Source organism: Mycobacterium sp. (assembly GCF_032162605.1).
Taxonomy (GTDB): Bacteria; Actinomycetota; Actinomycetes; order Mycobacteriales; family Mycobacteriaceae; genus Mycobacterium.
In genome coordinates this window covers 1-18,306 of the sequence record NZ_JAVROT010000445.1, presented here as the reverse complement: position 1 = coordinate 18,306, position 18,306 = coordinate 1, and the positions used below count along the sequence as shown (strand labels likewise).

General features: G+C 66.6%; 18 protein-coding genes. 12 read left to right on the top strand and 6 right to left on the bottom strand.

Annotation, left to right across the window (positions count from 1 at the left end):
* The 3 genes from QOI01_RS24860 to QOI01_RS24850 all read right to left on the bottom strand — a co-directional run.
* Positions 1-575: ABC transporter permease (locus QOI01_RS24860; protein WP_526385713.1), on the bottom strand; the 575-nt coding region annotated here is incomplete at its 3' end.
* A gap of 15 nt (positions 576-590) precedes the next feature.
* The gene (locus QOI01_RS24855) at positions 591-1,610 is read right to left on the bottom strand and encodes an iron ABC transporter substrate-binding protein (protein WP_526385711.1); all 1,020 of its coding nucleotides are present in this window, start codon (positions 1,608-1,610) and stop codon (positions 591-593) included.
* A gap of 122 nt (positions 1,611-1,732) precedes the next feature.
* On the bottom strand, positions 1,733-2,041 hold the full coding sequence (locus QOI01_RS24850) for a DUF8820 family protein (protein ID WP_526385709.1): 309 nt from the start codon (positions 2,039-2,041) through the stop codon (positions 1,733-1,735).
* Between the two features lie 199 nt (positions 2,042-2,240).
* On the opposite strand from QOI01_RS24850, the gene QOI01_RS24845 reads away from it, so the two are divergent.
* Positions 2,241-2,633, top strand: coding sequence for a hemophore-related protein (locus tag QOI01_RS24845; RefSeq protein ID WP_526385708.1), 393 nt, complete (start codon positions 2,241-2,243; stop codon positions 2,631-2,633).
* Positions 2,634-2,646: 13 nt separating this feature from the next.
* On the opposite strand, the gene QOI01_RS24840 is transcribed toward QOI01_RS24845, so the two are convergent.
* Positions 2,647-3,300: a hypothetical protein gene (locus QOI01_RS24840; RefSeq protein WP_526385706.1), complete on the bottom strand. Its 654-nt coding sequence runs from the start codon at positions 3,298-3,300 to the stop codon at positions 2,647-2,649.
* 113 nt (positions 3,301-3,413) lie between these two features.
* On the opposite strand from QOI01_RS24840, the gene QOI01_RS24835 reads away from it, so the two are divergent.
* The 9 genes from QOI01_RS24835 to QOI01_RS24795 all read left to right on the top strand — a co-directional run bounded on the left by QOI01_RS24835 (position 3,414) and on the right by QOI01_RS24795 (position 12,116).
* Positions 3,414-4,010, top strand: coding sequence for a TetR/AcrR family transcriptional regulator (locus tag QOI01_RS24835; RefSeq protein WP_526385704.1), 597 nt, complete (start codon positions 3,414-3,416; stop codon positions 4,008-4,010).
* 91 nt (positions 4,011-4,101) lie between these two features.
* Positions 4,102-4,713 carry an NADPH-dependent F420 reductase gene (locus QOI01_RS24830; RefSeq protein WP_526385702.1) on the top strand — a complete coding sequence of 204 codons (612 nt, stop codon included), beginning with the start codon at positions 4,102-4,104 and terminating at the stop codon, positions 4,711-4,713.
* 28 nt (positions 4,714-4,741) lie between these two features.
* On the top strand, positions 4,742-5,731 hold the full coding sequence (locus QOI01_RS24825; protein ID WP_526385700.1) for a zinc-dependent alcohol dehydrogenase family protein: 990 nt from the start codon (positions 4,742-4,744) through the stop codon (positions 5,729-5,731).
* Positions 5,732-5,838: 107 nt separating this feature from the next.
* Positions 5,839-6,210 carry a YraN family protein gene (locus QOI01_RS24820; protein WP_526385698.1) on the top strand — a complete coding sequence of 124 codons (372 nt, stop codon included), beginning with the start codon at positions 5,839-5,841 and terminating at the stop codon, positions 6,208-6,210.
* Complete coding sequence (locus QOI01_RS24815; RefSeq protein ID WP_526385696.1) at positions 6,210-7,721, top strand: YifB family Mg chelatase-like AAA ATPase; 1,512 nt, start codon at positions 6,210-6,212, stop codon at positions 7,719-7,721. The genes QOI01_RS24820 and QOI01_RS24815 overlap by 1 nt, the downstream gene beginning before the upstream one ends.
* A complete protein-coding gene (gene dprA, locus QOI01_RS24810) occupies positions 7,718-8,842 on the top strand; it encodes a DNA-processing protein DprA (RefSeq protein ID WP_526385694.1) in 1,125 nt (374 codons plus the stop codon). Before QOI01_RS24815 ends, dprA begins: the two co-directional genes overlap by 4 nt.
* Positions 8,843-8,908: 66 nt before the next feature.
* Positions 8,909-9,757, top strand: coding sequence for a siderophore-interacting protein (locus QOI01_RS24805; RefSeq protein WP_526385717.1), 849 nt, complete (start codon positions 8,909-8,911; stop codon positions 9,755-9,757).
* A 23-nt stretch (positions 9,758-9,780) separates the two neighbouring features.
* Positions 9,781-10,959, top strand: coding sequence for an alpha-hydroxy-acid oxidizing protein (locus QOI01_RS24800; protein ID WP_526385693.1), 1,179 nt, complete (start codon positions 9,781-9,783; stop codon positions 10,957-10,959).
* The gene (locus QOI01_RS24795; RefSeq protein ID WP_526385691.1) at positions 10,956-12,116 is read left to right on the top strand and encodes a zinc-binding dehydrogenase; all 1,161 of its coding nucleotides are present in this window, start codon (positions 10,956-10,958) and stop codon (positions 12,114-12,116) included. Before QOI01_RS24800 ends, QOI01_RS24795 begins: the two co-directional genes overlap by 4 nt.
* Positions 12,117-12,326: 210 nt before the next feature.
* Here the strand turns inward: QOI01_RS24795 and car are convergent, their stop codons facing one another.
* Entirely contained in the window at positions 12,327-15,869 is a 3,543-nt protein-coding gene (car, locus tag QOI01_RS24790) for a carboxylic acid reductase (protein ID WP_526385689.1), read from the bottom strand.
* A 390-nt stretch (positions 15,870-16,259) separates the two neighbouring features.
* On the opposite strand from car, the gene QOI01_RS24785 reads away from it, so the two are divergent.
* Positions 16,260-17,174 carry a tyrosine recombinase XerC gene (locus tag QOI01_RS24785; protein ID WP_526385687.1) on the top strand — a complete coding sequence of 305 codons (915 nt, stop codon included), beginning with the start codon at positions 16,260-16,262 and terminating at the stop codon, positions 17,172-17,174.
* Between the two features lie 114 nt (positions 17,175-17,288).
* On the opposite strand, the gene QOI01_RS24780 is transcribed toward QOI01_RS24785, so the two are convergent.
* On the bottom strand, positions 17,289-17,774 hold the full coding sequence (locus tag QOI01_RS24780; RefSeq protein ID WP_526385685.1) for a M23 family metallopeptidase: 486 nt from the start codon (positions 17,772-17,774) through the stop codon (positions 17,289-17,291).
* Positions 17,775-18,164: 390 nt separating this feature from the next.
* Here QOI01_RS24780 and QOI01_RS24775 point away from each other — a divergent pair.
* Positions 18,165-18,306: 30S ribosomal protein S2 (locus QOI01_RS24775; protein WP_526385715.1), on the top strand; the 142-nt coding region annotated here is incomplete at its 3' end.

Genomic DNA, 18,306 nt, shown 5'->3' with positions numbered 1-18,306 from the left:
AGGATCGCTAGCCGCAGCTGAGGCAACACCACCTGCCAGAAGGCGCCGGCCGGGCTGGAACCCAGTGCGCGGGCGGACTCCTCGATCGCGGGGTCGAGCCTGCGAAGCGTTGCGGCGGCGGGTACGTAGACGAACGGGAAGTAGGACATCGTCGATACGACGACGCCCGCCCAGAAACCGTTCAAAGAGGGGATGACGCTGACCCACGCATAGCTGTTGATGAACGCGGGCACGGCCAGTGGCGCGACGAACAGGGGACGCCATGCCGCGCGCCCCGGCACGTCGCTGCGCTCCACCAACCAGGCGGTGCCGACGCCGACGACGACGCACAGCGGCACGGTCACGACGACCAGCCCGATCGTGTTGACCAACAGCTCCCCGACGCGTGGTCGCGCGACGAGGGTGTACGCCTGCGAAGGCCCAGTGGACACCACCGACCATGCGACGTAGCCGAGCGGCACGAACGTCGCCGCGACCAGGAGCGCGACGGTGCCGATGAGCATCGGCCCTGGGCGGGAGCCCGCACGTCCAACGGTTACCGCGCGGGTTGGCGTCGGTGCCGTCTCGACGGCGATCACCCTCGGCCTCATCTAGAGCAGACCGGCCTTCGTCATCAGGTCGGTGACCTTCTGCGCGTCGAGGTCCGAGGGGTTGACGGAAGGCGCCTGAAGGTCAGCGAGCGGCACCAGGGCAGGGTTGGCCGGTACACCGCTGGCCACGGGGTATTCGAAGGACGTGCCGTTCTCCAGCACCTCCTGACCGGCCTTGCTGGTGATGAAGGTCAGGAACTCCCTCGCCTGGTCCTTCTTCTTGCTCGACGCGAGTACACCACCACCGGAGATGGAGACGAAGGCACCGGGATCGGAGTTTCGGAAGTAGTGCAGCGCAACATTGCCGCTGATCCCCTTGGTCTTGGCCTGATCCCGGAACCAGTAGTAGTGGTAGATCACGCCGCCGTCGACCTCGCCCGCGTTGATGGCCCGCAGGGTGGCGATGTTGTCCTGGAAGATCTCGGCGTTCGTCTTCATCCCTGTGAGCCACGCCGAGGTCGCAGGCTCTCCGGTGAGCTGCAACATGGCCGCCACGATCGCCTGGAAGTCGGGCTTGACGGGCGGTGCGCCCCACCGGGCCTTCCAAACCGGCTGCTGCAGATCCATGATCGACTTCGGCAGCTGATCCTCGGTGAGCTTGGACTTGTCGTAGGCGAACACCGTCGTGCGTGCGGCGACTCCGGTCCACTTGTTGGTGGTGGGCCGGTACAGCGCAGGGACTTGCGCGATCGTGACCGGGGCGACGTCGGCGAACAGCCCGGCCTTCTCGACTGCGGCCATCGCGGGCGAATTCTCGGTGAGGATGAGGTCGGCCGGTGACGAGGCGCCCTCGGCGATCAACTGGTTGCCTAGCTCGGTGTCGCCGCCCTGGCGGTACGTCACCTCGATGCCGGTCGCCTTGGTGAAGGCGTCGATCCACTCCTTGGTGAGCGACTCGTGCTGGGCGTTGTAGATCAGCAGTCCGTCGGACTCGTCGGTTGACGACGAGCACGCCGCCAAACCCGCTGCGAGGATGACGGCGGACACCAGCGCGCCGACCCGCTTCCAGGGTGTCCGCATGAAGTGGTTCCTTCCCGCGCAGGTCGTCGCCCTGCAGCGCCGTTAAGGTGAGGATTACCTAACAAACATACCTGGCATGCGGATGGGAAGGCGCTGTACGTCACTTGCGAGCGATTGATGCTCTACTCCACGCGGGACTGAACGTCGAACTCCATCTTGCGGACGACGCGCCACGCGCCCGCGGGCACCTCCAGTTCGCGATGGCGATCGTGGTCCTTCTGGTGCGACAGGCGGGTGGGGACGTCGAGGTCGACGTACAGCGTCCCGCTCGCGGAGACGATCTTGGCGAACTCCCGATCGCTGTCGAGGACGTGGTGGTGGCCGGACTCGCTGTGTCCGACGATGCAGCTGGTGACCTTCTCGGCGGTACCCGACGGGGCGGCGCTCACCGGGAGCAGCATGACTTCGCCGTGACGGATGGGTGTGCGCAATCGAGGTCTCCTCGGGTGGTGGGTGATCGGGCGAAAGTAACCCGGGGGTCTGACACGTGCGGAGGCGAAACGGTTTGTGTCCGTTGATCGGCTGATAGTTCTGTACGTTGACTGTGCACGTCGTCCGTATGCGCTGTCCTTGACACGTAGGACTGCATGTGGGAAACGGCCCATCCGAGACACCGAAGGAATCGACGCCATGAACCTGATTGCCACCTCTTTGCGCCGCGGAACCGTGGCGACCTTCGGCGCGTGCGCGGTTGGTGCGGTCATCGCGGGCGCGGTTGCGCTGCCTGCGGCCAACGCCGCGCCGTGCAAGGCGAGTGGATTCGCGGCAACGGCAAGCGGGGTGCTGGCCGCCGCCGGCGGCTACCTCGATGCCCACCCGGGTGCCGACGACGTCCTGACCGCGGCGGCGAACCAGCCAGCGGCGGACGCCAGGACCTCGGTGCGGGGCTACTTCACCGCCCACCCGGGCGAGTTCTTCGACCTGAACAACATCGTCCAGCCGCTGAAGGACGTGAAGAACCAGTGCGGCGTCGACATCTCGCCGAGTCAACTGGCCACGCTGTTCGACGCGCTCTCGTCGTAGCCGCGAGGCGTACCTACGCGGGTAGATCCGTATACCGAAGCGTGTATTCGTCGGCGCTGAACGTGAAGCCCTTGCCGGACACTTCACTGGCGCAGGAGATGCCCGTCGCCTCCTGCACGTTGCATCGAAACCCCGCCACGATGAGCACTTCGTTGAACGGCAGAACGGCCGCGGGCCCGGGAACGAGGGCGTATCCGGGTGCCTCGAGCGCCGCGAATTGCGGGTCCGTTTCGATGCCCACCTGAATGGCGTTCGGAGAGGCGTCCTTGCCCTGCGGTCCCGCCACGGTGTCCGGGGCGCCCTTGATCGGGATGGTCGAGCCCGTCGACGACTGGCAACCGGCCGTCTCCCGTGGGATGACGGCACACACCCATCGCTTGCTCGGGCTGGTGAAGTAGTAGCCCGTCTCGCCGTTCTGCTGTGCGGCGTAGTCGAAGGCGTTCGCGAGGTTGTCGTTGTTGGCAGGTACTGGCAGCGGAGGCGGGGCCGAGGTGCTGGTCTGCGTGGTCGGTCGCGCGTCGTCGGTGTTCACGATGCCGCCAGACGTGCAGCCTGCCACGAGGACGGCGGAAAGGGCGGCGAAAAAGGAGATGACCAGGGCAGACGCCCGCGCCGGTCGGCCATCGCCGATGAATCCGCCTCGCCTGCGACGCGTTCGGCCAACCATGCGGCCCATCCTTGCACGGCCGAGGTCGGGGCAGATGCGCGTCCTCTGTCGTCGGCGGAAGGCCCCCTGCAGAAGTTTTTGAATGATCGGTTAACAATGGGTATGATCGACACATGGCACGCCCACGCAAATTCACCGAGCAGGATGTCGTCACTGCAGCGCGCGACCAGTTCTGGTCCGCGGGTTACGCGGGCACGTCACTGGACGACTTGACCGAGGCGACCGGTCTGGGGCGGGGCAGTCTCTACGGCGCCTTCGGGGACAAGCACGCGCTGTACCTACGCGCCCTCGACGAGTACTGCGCGGTCACGATGGCCGGAGTCTCGGCGGATCTGACCGAATCCGAGGGTTCCGCATTCCAACGCCTGGCGGGCCACATCAGGAACCTGGCGGACACCACTGCAGCCTCGGCTAGGCGTGGCTGTCTGATGGCCAAAAGCGCGGCCGAATTGGGCTCCACCGACAAGGACGTGACCCGTCGCGTCAAGGCGTCGATGCAGAAGTATCAGGCACTGTTGGCGGAGACCTTCGCGGCGGCCCAGCGCGATGGTGACATCGATCCCGGCGCCGATTCGGACCAGCTGGCGCTGCTGGTTCTCACGTTCCTTCGCGGCTCGGAGGCCCTGCGCAAGGCGGGCTACACACCGGCACGCATGGAGGCCGCGGCAGAGCACTTCATTGCGCTGCTGCCGCGTGCGGGCGCGCACTAGCGGCCGTCGCCGGACGGCCGACGCATGTCCCAGTTATTGACTGATTGATCCATAATGTGTAGCGTGAAGTGGGAAGCGGAGAGGTGTGGCGATGGTCGACAGCGTGGGCATCTTGGGTGCCGGCCCGGTGGCGCAGGCGATAGCACGACGCTGTGTGGCCGCAGGAATTCCCGTGCGGCTCAGCAATAGTCGCGGCCCCGCCAGCCTCCGCGACGTCGTTGTGGAACTGGGTGGTGACACCGTCGCGGCCACCGTGCAGCAGGCCGCGGATGCCGACCTGGTCGTTCTCGCGGTGCCCTTCGTGAAGGTGCCCGACGTCGTGGCCGAGATCGGGGACTGGACCGGCCGCACCGTCGTGGACGCCACCAATCAGTTCGCGCAGGTCGAGCCGACGTACGCCGGGCGCGCCGACCTGGGCGACGAGACCGGGAGTGAATGGGTGGCCAGGCACGTCCCTGGCGCGACGGTGGTCAAGGCGTTCAACGCGATGTACGCCAGTTTCATCGCGCCGGATCCCCGCCATCACGACGGTCGGCAGGTTCTCTTCCACGCCGGCGACGACGACGATGCGAACTCGGCATTCGCCGAATTCGGCGACGCGCTCGGCTTCGCGGCGGTCTACGTCGGGGGGCTCCGGGACGGTGGTCGGCTGATGCAGCTCGACGGGCCGTTGTGTGCCCTGCACGTCGTCAAACAGGATTGATTGCAACACCATCGTGAGAGGTACGACAATGCGCAAACTTCAGATCGAGGCCATTGGGCGACCCGCCGACGTGGTGTCACTGGTGGAGTTCGACTCGCTGACACCTGGCCCCGGGCAGGTAGTGGTCGAAATGGCGGCCGCCACGATCAACGCGTCGGACTTCCTCTACATCACGGGCCAGTACTTCCTCACCCCGCCACGGCATTCCGACGTCGGCGCGGAGGGGGTGGGCCGGATCACGGCGGTTGGACCAGAGGTCGATGACGCGCTGCTGGGAGCTCGTGTCGTGCTGTTGCCGAGCTACCGCCACGGCACGTGGGCGACGCATCTAGTCGCGTCCGTCACCGACGTCGTACTCGCCCCAGAGGGAGCCGACGTGCTCCAGTTGGCGATGGTCGGCATCAACCCCATGACGGCGCTGCGGCTGCTGCGCGACTACGGCAACCCCGACGCCGAGGACCGCTGGATCGGGCAGACCGCAGGCAACTCGGCAGTGGGGGAGTATCTCGTCAAACTCGCCAAGCACTTTGGCCATCGCACGCTGAGCGTGGTTCGCCGAGAGGCGGCCGCCGAACAGGTCCGCAGCTGGGGCGGGGATCTGGTCGTAGTCGACGGCGACGACCTCGCGGTGAAGCTGGCCGACGCGCTGGGAAAGCAGACACTGGACCTCGCAGTCGACTCGATCGGAGGCTCGGCGAGCACCGAACTGGCGCACCGACTTCGCTTCGGCGCGAGCCTGGTCACCTACGCATACCTGTCGGGTCGGCCATCGGAGGTGGATCTCGTGGACCTGATCGGCAATCACGCGAACCTGACAGGATTCTGGCTGCTCAACTGGACGCAACGCGCTGATGCGGCGCAAGTTCAGGCCGCCTACCGCGAAGTGATCGACCTCGTCGCCGACGGCACACTGAGTGCGCGCGTCGCGGCGACGGCGACCCTGGACGACTTCAAGGAGGCGTTCGCGACCGCGACCCGGCAAGGTCGAGAGGGCAAGATCCTCTTCACCTTCGAGTAGCGGCCGGTTATGGGCGGTCGAATGCTGCGCTGTGGATGAATCCGCGACTGTGCGCAACTGGCTGAGGTCTCAATCGGTGTGTCGTGGCACCGCTCCAGGGTATGGCCATGACGGAGACGTGGAATCGTGCGCAGATCGGCGCGTTCGGTGAGCAACTGGCGGTCGACCATCTGACCGCGAGTGGACTGCGGGTGCTGGCTCGCAATTGGCGGTGCCGATACGGCGAACTGGACGTGATCGCCGCTGACACCGCGGCGCGGGTGGTGGTGTTCGTCGAGGTGAAGACGCGGACCACTGACCTGTACGGTGGCGTCGCGCAGGCGGTGACACCGCAGAAGGTGCGGCGGTTGCGCAGACTCGCGGGGGTGTGGCTCGCCGGCCAGGACACCGGTTGGGCACAGGTGCGCATCGACGTCGTCGGCGTGCGGATCGGTCACGGTCCGACGCCTGAGATCACCCATCTGCAGGGGGTGGGGTGATGACGCTGGGGCGCGCGTATTCGGTGGCGGTGCGCGGAGTGGACGGCGCGATCGTCGAGATCGAGGCGGACATCACCTCGGGGTTGCCCGGCGTGCACCTCGTTGGGCTTCCCGACGCCGCGCTGCAGGAGGCTCGCGATCGGGTTCGTGCGGCGATCACGAACTGCGGCAACACCTGGCCGATGGCGCGGCTGACCCTGGCGCTTTCGCCGGCCACGCTGCCGAAGGTGGGCTCGGTCTACGACATCGCTCTCTCGGTCGCGGTGCTCTCGGCGCATCTGAAGAAGTCGTGGGCGCGGCTGGACAAGACCGTCCTGCTTGGTGAATTGGCGCTCGACGGGCGGGTTCGACCGGTCAAGGGAGTGCTGCCCGCGGTGCTGGCCGCCAAGCGGGAGGGCTGGTCCGCGGTGGTGGTGCCGATTGACAACCTTGCCGAGGCCAGTCTCGTCGATGGCATTCAGGTGTGGGGTGCGCGAACGCTACGTCAGCTGCAGGCCTGGCTGGAGGGCAAGTGCTCACTCTGCGACAGGATCATGGACGCGGCGACGGAGACGGAGCCGGTTGCCGATCTCGCCGACGTCGTGGGGCAGTCGCACGCCAGGTTCGCCGTCGAGGTCGCCGCCGCAGGTGCGCACCACCTGATGCTGACCGGACCGCCGGGCGTCGGCAAGACGATGTTGGCACAACGCCTTCCGGGCCTCTTGCCCCCTTTGACTCACGAAGAGTCACTTGAGGTGACGGCGATTCATTCGGTGGCGGGGCTGCTGTCCGGCGGAACTCCGCTCATCACCCGGCCGGTATTCGTCGCGCCGCACCATACCTCCACGGTCGCATCGCTGGTGGGCGGTGGTTCGGGCATCGCGCGTCCGGGCGCGGTCAGCCGAGCGCATCGCGGGGTGCTGTTCCTCGACGAGTGTGCCGAGGTCAGTTCCAGCGTGCTCGAGGCACTTCGAACGCCGTTGGAAGACGGTGAGATTCGCCTCGCGCGCCGCGACGGCGTCGCCCACTATCCCGCTCGCTTCCAGCTCGTCATGGCAGCGAACCCGTGTCCATGTGCCCCGGCCAACTCGCGTGACTGCATCTGCGCGGCGGTCGTCAAACGACGATATCTGGGCAAGCTGTCCGGGCCTCTGATGGACCGCGTCGACCTTCGCGTGGAGTTGCATCCGGTCCGGTCCGGCGAGATCAACGCCGAGGACGGCGAGTCCACTGCGACGGTGCGCGACCGGGTGGCCGCGGCCCGGGCAGCCGCCGCGTCGCGGTGGACTCCTCACGGCGTTCGCACCAATGCCGAGGTCAGCGGAGCCCTGCTGCGGCGACGGTTTCGGCCTGATCGAGCGGTGATGGCACCATTGCGGGCCGCCCTCGACCGAGGTGAACTCAGTATCCGTGGCGTCGACCGCACTCTCCGCGTCGCGTGGACCATTGCCGATTTGGCGGGGCGTACCTCGCCGGTACTGGACGACGTGAACACCGCGTTGAGCTTTCGCCAGGCCGGGGGTGCGCGATGAGCGACGACAGCCGGGCATGGGCGTACCTTTCGCGGGTCGTCGAACCGCCGTCGAAGGACTTGGCCGAATTGGTGGCCGCCGTCGGACCCCTCGAGGCCGCAGAGCGGATCAGGCGCGGTGACGTGACAGAAGGGCTGGCGGAGCTCACCGAGGCGCGGCGGGAAATCGATTGCGCCGTGGACGATCTCGACATTCTGGCCCGGCTGGGCGGTCGTCTCGTCACCTCCGATGATCCGGAATGGCCATTCCTCGCCTTCACCAGCTTCCGCGGTGTCAATGAGCGCGACAGGCCCGCAGGCCGTGCGCCCTTGGTGCTGTGGGTGGTGGGGGAGGAATCGCTCGCCGACGTCGCTGAGCGCGCATGCTCGATCGTCGGCACTCGCGCGGCGACGTCGTACGGCGAACATCAGGCCGCCGATCTTGCCGCCGGGCTCGCAGAGCGCGACGTTGCGATCGTCTCCGGCGGCGCCTTCGGCATCGACGGCATGGCACACCGGGCGACACTTGGCGTCGAAGGTCTCACGGTCGCGGTGCTTGCGGGCGGCGTCGACGTGCCCTATCCGGCCGCACACACCGCGATGCTGCGCCGCATCGGCGAGCAGGGACTGCTCGTCAGTGAGTATCCGCCAGGCGTTCGTCCCGCTCGCCATCGGTTCCTGACCCGGAATCGTCTGGTGGCCGCGCTCTCCGGTGCCACGGTGGTGGTCGAGGCAGGCTTGCGCAGTGGCGCTGCCAACACCGCCGGCTGGGCGAAAGCACTCGGACGCCCCGTGTGCGCCGTTCCCGGGCCGGTGACGTCGTCGGCATCCGCCGGATGCCACGTGTTGATCAGGGACGGGGCCTTCCTCGTGACACGCGTCGACGAGGTTGTCGAATTGGTCGGAGCGGCAGGCGAACTCGCACCGGAACCCGATCGGCCCACCTCACCGCTGGACGGACTGACCGATGCCGAGTCGCGGGTCTACGACGCGCTGCCGGCGCGCGGCTTCCGCACCGTGGACCAGATCGCAGTGGAGGCGGGCGTTCCGCCAACCCAGTTGTTGGGCCCGCTGGCGACCCTGGAACTCGCTGGTCTGGCGGTCCGTCACGACGGACGATGGCGAATCAAGCTCGCGCGGTAGGCCGCCACCCCGGCGTGCCCGCTCGTATAGTCGATGAGGGCAATCAACGATCGTTATGAGGTGACTGTGGCAGGGCGTCCGATCCACACATTCGAAGTGGTACGCAGCGAACAGCTGACGCCGCACATGATCCGGGTCGTACTCGGCGGCGGCTTCGAGACCTTCAAGCCCACCGAGTTCACCGACTCCTACGTCAAGATCGTGCTGCCCAGATCCGGCACCGACGTGTCCGCGCTGTCGACGCCATTGACGCTCGACAGCTTCAACGAGCTGCCCGACGAGCACCGCCCCGTCGTCCGCACCTACACCGTGCGCCACGTCGACACCGAACGTCGCGAGATCGGCATCGACTTCGTCGTCCACGGTGAGCACGGTGTGGCCGGACCGTGGGCGGATTCCGTCAGCCCGGGCGACCCGGCCTATCTGATGGGCCCGAGCGGCGCATACGCACCCGACCCCGCGGCCGACTGGCACTTGCTGGCAGGCGATGAAGCGGGATTGCCTGCAATCAGCGCCGCACTCGAAGCATTGCCACCCGACGCCGTCGGTCAAGCGTTCATCGAGGTCAGTGGCCCTGACGACGAGCTGACGCTCACCGCGCCCGAGAACGTAGAGATCCGCTGGATCTACCGCGGAGGCCGCGCCGACCTCGTTCCCGAGGAGATGGCAGGTGACCAGGCGCCGTTGATCGCGGCAGTCAAGGAAGCCCCGTGGCTGCCGGGCCAGGTACAGGTCTTCATCCACGGCGAAGCCCAGGCAGTGATGCACAACCTGCGGTCCTACATCCGCAAGGCGCGGGGCGTCGACGCGAAGTGGGCGTCGATATCCGGCTACTGGCGGCGCGGACGCACCGAAGAGACGTTCCGGCAGTGGAAGGCCGAACTGGCAAAAACGGAGTCTCAGACCGCCGGGTGAGGTTGGGCTGGCACGCTTGGCCCATGGCATTCGGTGACTATCAACTCGAGATCTATCTGCAGGGCCTTTCTGGTGTCCTACCATCGCTTCCGATGGCGTTCGCAGAACTCGAGGCCAAGGCCCAGGCCGCCATGTCTCCGTCATTGTGGTCCTACGTCGCCGGCGGCGCGGGTGATGAACGCACGCAGCGCGTCAACGTCACGGCCTTCGAGCGTTGGGGCCTGATGCCGCGGATGTTCGTCGGCGCCAAGGAACGAGACGTTTCGGTCGAGCTGTTCGGTCTGACCCTGCCGTCGCCGGTCTTCATGGCGCCGATCGGCGTCATCGGGCTCTGCGCGCAGGACGGTCACGGTGACCTCGCCGCGGCGCGAGCCGCCGCCCGAACCGGGGTGCCCATGGTGGTCTCGACGCTGACGGCCGACCCGCTGGAGCAGGTCGCCGCCGAATTCGGTGATACGCCGGGCTTCTTCCAGCTCTACACCCCGACGGACCGCGACCTGGCCGCAAGCCTCGTCTCGCGTGCCGAGACCGCCGGGTACAAGGGCATCGTCGTCACGCTCGACACGTGGGTACCCGGTTGGCGTCCGCGTGACCTCTCGACGTCGAACTTCCCGCAGCTGCGCGGGCACTGCCTGTCGAACTACACCAGCGATCCCGTGTTCCTCGCGTCGTTGCCGCAGACACCCGACGAGAACCCTCAGGGCGCGATCCTCAAGTGGATCTCGGTGTTCGGAAACTCGCTCTCCTGGGACGACCTGCCGTGGTTGCGGTCGCTGACCAAGCTTCCGCTCCTGGTCAAGGGCATCCAACATCCCGACGATGCCCGACGTGCCATCGACGGTGGCGTCGACGGCATCTACTGCTCGAATCACGGCGGGCGGCAGGCCAACGGCGGCCTGCCCGCGATCGACTGCCTGCCTGGCGTCGTCGAGGCTGCCGCGGGGGTGCCGGTGCTGTTCGACTCCGGTATCCGCAGCGGCGCCGACATCGTCAAGGCGCTCGCGCTCGGCGCCACCGCCGTCGGTGTCGGGCGGCCCTACGCATACGGCATGGCGCTCGGCGGCGTCGACGGCGTGGTCCACGTCCTACGGTCGCTGCTCGGCGAGGCCGATCTCATCTTGGGCATCGACGGCTATGCCTCGCTGATGGACCTGACCGCTGACGCGTTGCGCCGCGTCGATGCCGCGGAGGTGCCGCGGTGAAGGCGGTCAGTTGCGCGCACGGTTCACTCGACGTCGTCGAACTCCCCGATCCGCAGCCGCAGAAGGGCCAACTCGTCCTCGCGGTGCGGCGATGCGGCATCTGCGGATCCGACCTGCACGCGAAGGACCATGCCGACGAGCTTCAGGACGTGATGTCGGAGATCGGCTATCCGGACTTCATGCGGGCCGATACGCCCGTCGTGATGGGCCACGAGTTCTGCGGTGAGGTCGCCGAGCGTGGCCGCGGGGTCGCCAAGTCGTTCACCGACGGCGCGCTCGTCGTGTCCTTCCCCTTGGTCCGGGCCAACGGCGGCGTGCACCTGACCGGACTCTCCCCGTTGGCGCCAGGCGGATACGCCGAGCAGGTGCTTGCGGAGGCGGCGATGAGCTTCGTCGTCCCCAACGGTCTGTCGCCCGACCTCGCCGCGCTGACCGAACCGATGGCCGTGGCGCTGCACGCCGTGCGCCGCAGCGAGATCGGTCGGCGCGACGTCGCGATCGTGGTGGGCTGCGGTCCGGTTGGGCTCTCGGTCATCAGCCACCTGAAGGCACGTGGGGTGCGCACCGTCGTCGCAAGCGACTTCTCGGCCGGGAGAAGGGCTCTCGCGTCACGCTGCGGTGCCGATGTCGTGGTGGATCCCGCGGTGTACTCTCCCTACGCGCGTGCGGCCGCCACCAGGGGCGTGCTCACCACCGCCCCCGCCCTGTACGAGCTCGGGATGGCGTCGATGGAGAAACTTCGGCGGCTGCCGGGGTGGTCGCACGTCTACCGCGCGGTGGACGTTCTCGGTGCGGCTGGCCCCAAGCGGCCGGTCATCTTCGAATGCGTCGGCGTGCCAGGGATGCTCGACGGCGTGATCGGCGCTGCGCCGCTGAACTCACGCGTCGTGGTGGTTGGTGTCTGCATGGGCGAGGACAAACTGAGGCCGGTGATGGCGATCAGCAAGGAGATCGACATGCGGTTCGTGTTCGGTTACACGCCGCTGGAGTTCCGCGACACGCTGTACCTGCTGGCCGACGGCAAACTGGACGGTTCGCCCCTGATCACCGGAACGGTCGGACTCGGCGGCGTCGCAACGGCTTTCGACGCGCTCAGGGACCCCGAGACACACGCCAAGGTCCTGATCGATCCGAGCAGCACCGCCGTCGCTCCCTGACTGCACGGGCTAACTCGGCGATTGACCGATACAGGTATTGCACAACCGTCGACCCAGGTGGGACACTCAAAACGGCGGGGCGACCTCTTACTGCCGGCCCTAGGGTCTGGCTTACACCAACGCCGCATGGCGTTCGAGGCGCCCCGCCCCAACCAACACCATCCGACGCCGCTGAGAAACCCGAGCAGCACGCCGAGACGTTCGCAAGGGTCATCGCCCCGCTGCCTCGATGCCGCCCAGCATGCCCAGCTGGTGCAGATCGGCAATGTACTTTTCGATCAGCTCCTCCGACAGGTGCGGCACATCTCTGGCGGTCCCGATTTCGGCGGATTGCACTGCGGCGCGGAATTTTTCGGCCGACATACCAATACCGCCCGCCGGGGGCGCCGGGTGCGCGTAGGCGCTCATCAGCGGCAGCACCGAATTCTTGCGCTGATCGTCCGGCAACGCCTTCATCGCGTCCTCGAACCTGTTCCGCCACTCGTCGTAGTCGTCGATGCGTTCGATGGGCTGCCCGTGGGCGATCAGCCAGTCGATGAACTGGTCCAGGGAGATCCCGTCGTCGTGAGTGTTGAGGAGGTTGTAGGTGTGGTACCCGGCGATGCCCCGCGCACCCAGGATTGTGATCGCCGCCGACGTGAAATCCGCTGGGAGCCCGTCATAGTGGGCGCGTTGCCGATTCCCTGCCGAGTCGAGTTGGTAGAACGACTTCGGGGCCAGGCCGGTGGCGACGACGCTGAGGACGAGGCGCGTGAACATGTCGGTGACATTGACCTGGCCGGTATACGTGCTGTGCGCCAGGATCATGTCCGACCGGAACACCGTGACCGGCAGTCCACAGAGGTCATTGGCTTCCCGCAGCAGTACCTCGCCTGCCCACTTGCTCGTCGCATAGCCGCCGGCGTAGGACGTGGCCAGGGAGCGCGACGGGCTGGCCACCCGAATATCCAGATCCTCGCCGACGTACGTGCCGTCGGACAGCGCCGTCACGGCAACCGTCGAGATGTAGTCGACCGGTTTGAGTCGCCTGGTGATGGCCAGCTTGATGATCTCGGCGGTGCCGAGGGCGTTGGGCCCGAACAACTGGCTGTAGGGCAGCACGTGATTGACCAATGCGGCTGAATGCACGATGAGGTCAACCGATTCCGCGAGCCGGCTCCAGGTCGGCGTATCGACTCCCAGCTTCGCCGCACCCACGTCCCCCACGAGTACCTCGAGATGTTTGTCGGCCAACTCGCGGAACCGCTTCGACAAGGCCTCGTCGCCGGAGTCGATGGCCGCTTCGATGCGCTGCCGGGCGGCAATCGGATCGGCCCCGCGGGCCAGACAGATCAGGCGCCCATCGGTCTGTGAGAGTCGTTCCAGCCAGTCCAGGCACAGGAACCGGCCCAGATAGCCGTTGGCCCCGGTCATCAGGACGGTGTTGATCGTTGCGGTCGGCGCGGGAAGCCCGGGCGCGGCTGCCAGTGTGGCGGGGTCGATGAACTTGTCCAGGGTCAGATCCGCTGCCCGCACAACCTCTGCACCGCGTCCATGCACGGATGCGAACGTGGGGCGTGTCGATGCCGACTGTCGTTCGCCGTCGACATAATCGGTGATAGTCGCCAGCGTCGCAGTGGGGCTGACGATGGTCTGCACCGGCACGTCGATGCCGAAGATCTCTTCCAGCAAGGTTGCGAAGGAGAACGCCGATAGTGAATCCCCGCCGAGGTCAATGAACTTCGCGTCCGCCGGCAACGCCGCGCCGTTCGTGTCGAGACCGAGCGTCGCCATGGCGGCTCCCCGCACCGTGTCGATGGTGGGTTGGTGGCGGCTGGCGGCACGCAGGCCGTCGAGCTGATCGTCCTGGCCAGCGGCGATCTCGGCATATATGGCGTCGAGCCGGTCCAGGTAGTGGGCTTTCAGTGCGGGGCGCAGCAACTTGCCGACACCGGAGAGCAGGCCATTGTCCCCGGTGAACGGATCGGATTCCAGCAGGAAATCCCGCGGCACCTCATAGGAGTTCAAGTGCGCGTCGGCGGCGAGCTGCTGCATCGAGTTGGCGATCAGGGTGCGCGCATCGCCATCTCCGATGGCGTCGGGGTTGGGCACGATCACCGCGAGCAGGAACGACTGCTCGCTGCTGCCGTAAATGAAGATCTGTCGGATGTAGGGGCTGGTGGAGTAGGTGGCCTCCAGATTCGACACCGCCACGAACTCACCCTGCGACAGCTTGATGACGTTATTGCGGCGGTCGAGGTAGACCAGGTGATCCGGGCCGATCTCGGCCATCACGTCACCGGTCTTGTAGAAGCCGTCGGCATCGAAGATGTCGGCCGACAGTTCGGGGTGCTTGTAGTACCCGGGAATCAGCGTGGTGGCCTTGAGATACAGCTCACCGCGTGGATGCGGTTCATCGGCGGTGGAATACCCGAGTTCGGGTACGTCGACGAGCTTGTAATCGGTCACCGGTGGGCGTACCAGCTTCCCGTTGCGCATGATGCCGCCGGCGTTCTCGGTCGAGCCGTAGCCGTCGCTCACCGTGATATCCATGAGCGATTCCACGAACGCATGCATATCCTTTGACAGCGGTGCACTGCCGCACATCGCCGAAGCCAACCGGCCGCCCAGAAAGTCTTTCCGCAGTTCGCCTTTCACTTCTTCGTCGAGAACTTCGGTGACGGATTGCCCACCTGTGCGCTGGTCGAGTTCCTTGCGGTAGCGCCGGAAGAACATGTCACACACCCGCGGCACGAGGTTGAGCGCGGTTGGGCGCACCAGGGTGATGTCGTCGAACAGTGTCGACATATCGCTCTTCGCGGCGAAATAGCCGATACCGCCCGAGGTCAGCGTCGAGATCAGCCAGGCCAGACCGTAGACATGGCTCAGCGGCATGTACTGCAGGTGAATTGCCGGGATCTCGATGCCGATATCGACCGACGGACTGTGCGGACGCTGCCACAACCGTGTCATCAGATCAGTGGTATACATGGCGCCCTTCGGCGCACCAGTGCTGCCTGATGTGTAAATCAGTGCGGCCAGTGGGTCTTCGCCATCACCTGGCATGAACGGGTCCGATTCCGGGAGTTCGCGCCCGGTGTCGATATCGTTGAGCAGCGTCACCACGTCCAGTACCCGACCCGCGTCGGCCAGACGTGCCAATGCGATGCGGTACCGCTCGCGCTGTTCGTCATCGGACTCGGGGTAGTCGAATACCACCAGTCGCTGCACCGACGGCGCACCGATGATCAGATCCACGGCGGTGTCCAGGGACTCCACGCTGGCGGCGAAGGTCCGCGGTGCGGTCTCGGCGATGATCGGCGCGAGCTGTCGGGCCGACGAGCTGGTCTGCAGTGGAACGAACACCGCGCCGAGTCGGGCACACGTCAGCTGTAGCACGGTGTAGCCGATACTGGTGAAACCCAGCACGGTGACGAAATCACCGGCCGCAAAGCCGGACGCCTGCCAGGTGTTGGACAGCGCCACGACGTCCTCGCGCAGCCGCGCATACGTGATGGTGTCGAAACCAGCCAGCAGGGTGGTCGTGGAACGCCCGGTCGTCTGGTCGCGGGTCACCTCGCGGGACCGCTGTCCCAGCGCCGGCCGGTCGGCATAACCGCTCAGACAAGCGTCGATCGCATGCCACAGCCGCAGGCCCGGCCACTGTATTGCGGCGGTGACATGGGGTAGCGGCGCGGCAGCGCGGAACTGCGGATCGGTCGCGTAGAGCTGCTCGATTCGGTGGGCAAGGCGTGGGTGGCCTGCATCTGACATGGCTCCTCGTCCCCGCGGTTGATTCCTGCGTATACCCACTACATCACTCGTGCCACCAATCGGGCACTCCGCTGGCTGCATACCCAGTCAAGGCAGAGCCAACCGCGCCTCCAACACCGCCTGGATCTGCGGATCGCCGATCCGGCGCGGCCAGCCAGGGCGCGGTTCATCGGCCAGCTGCCCAACCGCTAGGTCAGGAATGGCTGCCGCCACTTACCAACTTACCTTCGACAACCGACAATGAACGCGCCACTGTGACTGGTTAAACCGCAGTGGCGCAGGAAGTTTCGCGAAATCCGGCAATTTCCACCAGGTCACCGTGAGGTCTCGATTCCGCGACACGCGCCCGTCCGTGTAGAGGTATGGGCATCTCTCTGCCAACGTAGGGGAGTGGGTCCCACGCTCGATGTCGTCCTCGAGGAGTTCGACGCGTACCTCGAGCTGCAACGCGGGCGGTCGGAGCACACCCGGCGCGCCTATCTCGGAGATCTCAGGTCGCTCTTTGCCTTCCTGGCGGAACGCACGCCGAATCCGTCGCTGGATCGACTCACGCTGTTGACGCTCAGGTCGTGGCTCTCGGCTCAGGCGGCAACGGGAACGGCGCGGACGACGCTGGCGCGGCGGACCTCGGCAGTGAAGACCTTTACCGCGTGGGCATCCCGACGCGGCCTCATCGACGCAGATCCCGCATCGCGACTGCAGATGCCCAAGGCCCATCGCACCCTGCCGGCCGTCCTGCGCCAGGATCAGGCGCTCGACGCGATGGACGCCGCCGAATCCGGTGCACAGCAAGGCGATCCACTCGCGTTGCGCGACCGACTGATCGTCGAGATGTTGTACGCCACGGGCATTCGCGTCAGTGAGTTGTGTGGGTTGGACGTCGACGACGTCGACACCGGCAGGCGCGTGCTGCAAGTGCTCGGCAAGGGCAACAAGCAGCGGACGGTGCCCTTCGGTGAACCGGTGGTGCGTGCCCTGACGTCCTGGTCGACTGACGGCCGGCCTGCACTTGCCACCGCGTCGTCGGGACGCGCGCTCCTTCTCGGCGCGCGGGGCGGACGCATCGACCCGCGTCAGGCCCGAACCGTCGTGCACCAGACCATGTCGGCGGTCGCCGGGGCTCCCGACATCGGTCCGCATGGGCTCCGCCACAGCGCGGCGACCCACCTCCTCGAAGGCGGAGCGGATCTCCGCGTCGTACAGGAGCTGTTGGGTCACTCGTCGTTGGCGACCACGCAGCTCTACACCCACGTGTCCGTCGCCCGCCTGCGTGCGGTTCACGACCAGGCGCACCCTCGGGCATAGTGCCGTTCGGTACTGCTGCATCCAATTCTCGGGCCGCCGCACGAGCGCGAGCAGTCGCAAAAGTGCGCTGCGCCGCGGCAAATGGGCACATTTGCGACTGCTCGCGCAGGAAAGTCAGCCGGCTAAGGGCTTGAGCCGGATCGGCGTCGTGGCGACCAACCCGAGCGGGTCGAGGTAGTCGGCTCTCGAGGCAGGGCCCCACATCGCACCCCAGTGCAGGCACATGCCGCAACCGGGGTGGCCGGCCACCAACTCTCCGATCGCACTGCCCGAGTCGACGAGCTGGCCGACCCGCACGACCGCGCGCACCGGCTCGTAACTGGTCCGCAGGCCGCCCGGATGGGCAATCGACACCACGGGCCGGCCTGCCAGCTCGCCCGCGAACACGACGGTGCCCGGAGCGGACGCGTACACCGTCTGACCTGATGTTCCGGCGAGATCGACGCCCCGGTGGCCGCGATTCCAGTTGGGAAACGGTGCGTCGAACGTCCGGACTACCTCTGGTCGAGGTCGAAGGGGCCAGTCCAGCCTGCCGTCGCTGGCGTGGACCGGCGCCGCCAAAACGATGCTGATGGCGCCCAGGAGCGCGATGATCCTCATCTGCCCAGTTCAGCGCGCTACTGTTACCAGGGGAAGCCGTGCCGCCGAAGTTGTGGATGGTGGCGTCGCTGTGGATAACCCCGGGTCGCTTCGCTCCTGCCCTCCGATGGATAACCCCGGGTCGCTTCGCTCTCCCCCGCGAGCGGGGGGACCCCCAGCACCGATGGATAAAGCACGCATGTCAACGGTGTAAACTCACTCCCGCAACTCGCATCAGCGGGTTGACTTCGCGCGCCTGTGCCGCGGCCCCGCTCCTTCAGGGTCGCACACGCGTGCCGGGTGGTCCCTTAACTCGGGAATTCTCGAGAAGGGTCCGGCAGGCAACAGACGCCAGGGTTCGGCATCACCTGACGCCGGACGGCAACCTACAACAAGAGGACATGGCCGACTATGGCTGTTGTAACCATGAAGCAGCTGCTTGACAGCGGCACCCACTTCGGGCATCAGACCCGTCGCTGGAATCCCAAGATGAAGCGGTTCATCTTCACCGACCGCAACGGCATCTACATCATCGACCTGCAGCAGACGCTGA